This window comes from Zoogloea sp., assembly GCF_023150065.1.
GTDB lineage: Bacteria > Pseudomonadota > Gammaproteobacteria > Burkholderiales > Rhodocyclaceae > Zoogloea.
Map to the genome: position 1 here is coordinate 1 of NZ_JAKLLN010000073.1, position 1154 is coordinate 1154.

The 1154-nt window shown below is 63.3% G+C and carries 1 protein-coding gene; it reads right to left on the minus strand.

Translation table 11 applies throughout. The features are described 5' to 3' along the window. The coding region (locus L6Q67_RS23445; protein WP_296575895.1) for an ATP-binding protein at window positions 1-1154 on the minus strand (1154 nt) is incomplete at both ends.

Here is a 1154-nt window from a genome sequence, read left to right on the forward strand (position 1 = left end):
GACCTCGACGTTGACCAGGTTGTCCTCGGCGAGCAGGACATGCGCCCCTTCATGCCGGCGCCGCAAGTCGCTCTCGGCACACGAAGGCGGCCTTTCGTTCACTGGCATCACGCCGTGGCCACGTTGCAGCCAGGCGGTGAACCAGAAGGTGCTGCCCTGGCCGAGGCTGCTTTCGCAGCCTGCCTCGCCGCCCATCAGCTCTGCAACACGCTTGCTGATGGCGAGCCCAAGGCCCGTGCCGCCGTACTTGCGCGTGGTGCTGCCGTCGGCCTGCTCGAATTCGTGGAACAGCTTGTCGATGTGTTCGGGGGCGATGCCGATGCCCGTGTCTTCGACCGAGAAACGTACTTTCAGGCGGTCGGCGTCTTCTTCGAGCAAGTCGGCCTTCAGGGTGATTCCCCCCTGCTGGGTGAATTTGACGGCGTTCCCGGCAAAGTTCAGAAAGGCCTGGCGGATGCGCAGCAGGTCGCCGCGCAACCACACGGGAACGTGGTCTGTATCGATCGACACCGTGAGCCCCTTGGCGTGTGCCGACTCGCCGATGATGGAGGCCGTGTGGTCTAGCACCTGATCGAGGGCGAAGTCCGTCATCTCGAGGGACAGCTTGCCTGCCTCGATCTTGGACAGGTCGAGGATGTCGTTGATGAGCGATAGCAGGTGCTTGCCGGAGGCATCGATCTTGGCCAGTCGCACCGCCTGCGGGGGCGTCACGTGATCCTTGCGCAGCATATGGACCAGGCCGGTGATGGCGTTGAGCGGGGTGCGGATCTCGTGGCTCATGTTGGCCAGAAAGGCGCTTTTTGCGCGGTTCGCACTTTCCGCCTGCTCCTTCGCAAGATAGAGCTCGGCGGTGCGCTGCTCGACCCGCCTGTTGAGCTGCGCATTCAATTCTTCAAGCTGCGCGGCGCTCTCTTCGGCGCGACCGACGGCCCTCGCCAGGGACTCTTTCCTTTCGCGGAGCAACTGTTCGCGCCCTCTGGAGGCGATGATCAACGAATTGAACTCGGTTACCAGTTCCCCGATCTCGTCATCGCACACGACCGGGAGCGCCTCGGGGGCGGGACTGCCGTTTTCTTCCAGCTTGATGAGGCGATGGGTGGCTTGCACGACGGGGGAAAGCCGTCTTCGCAACAGGTGGGCAGTGATCGCCCAAG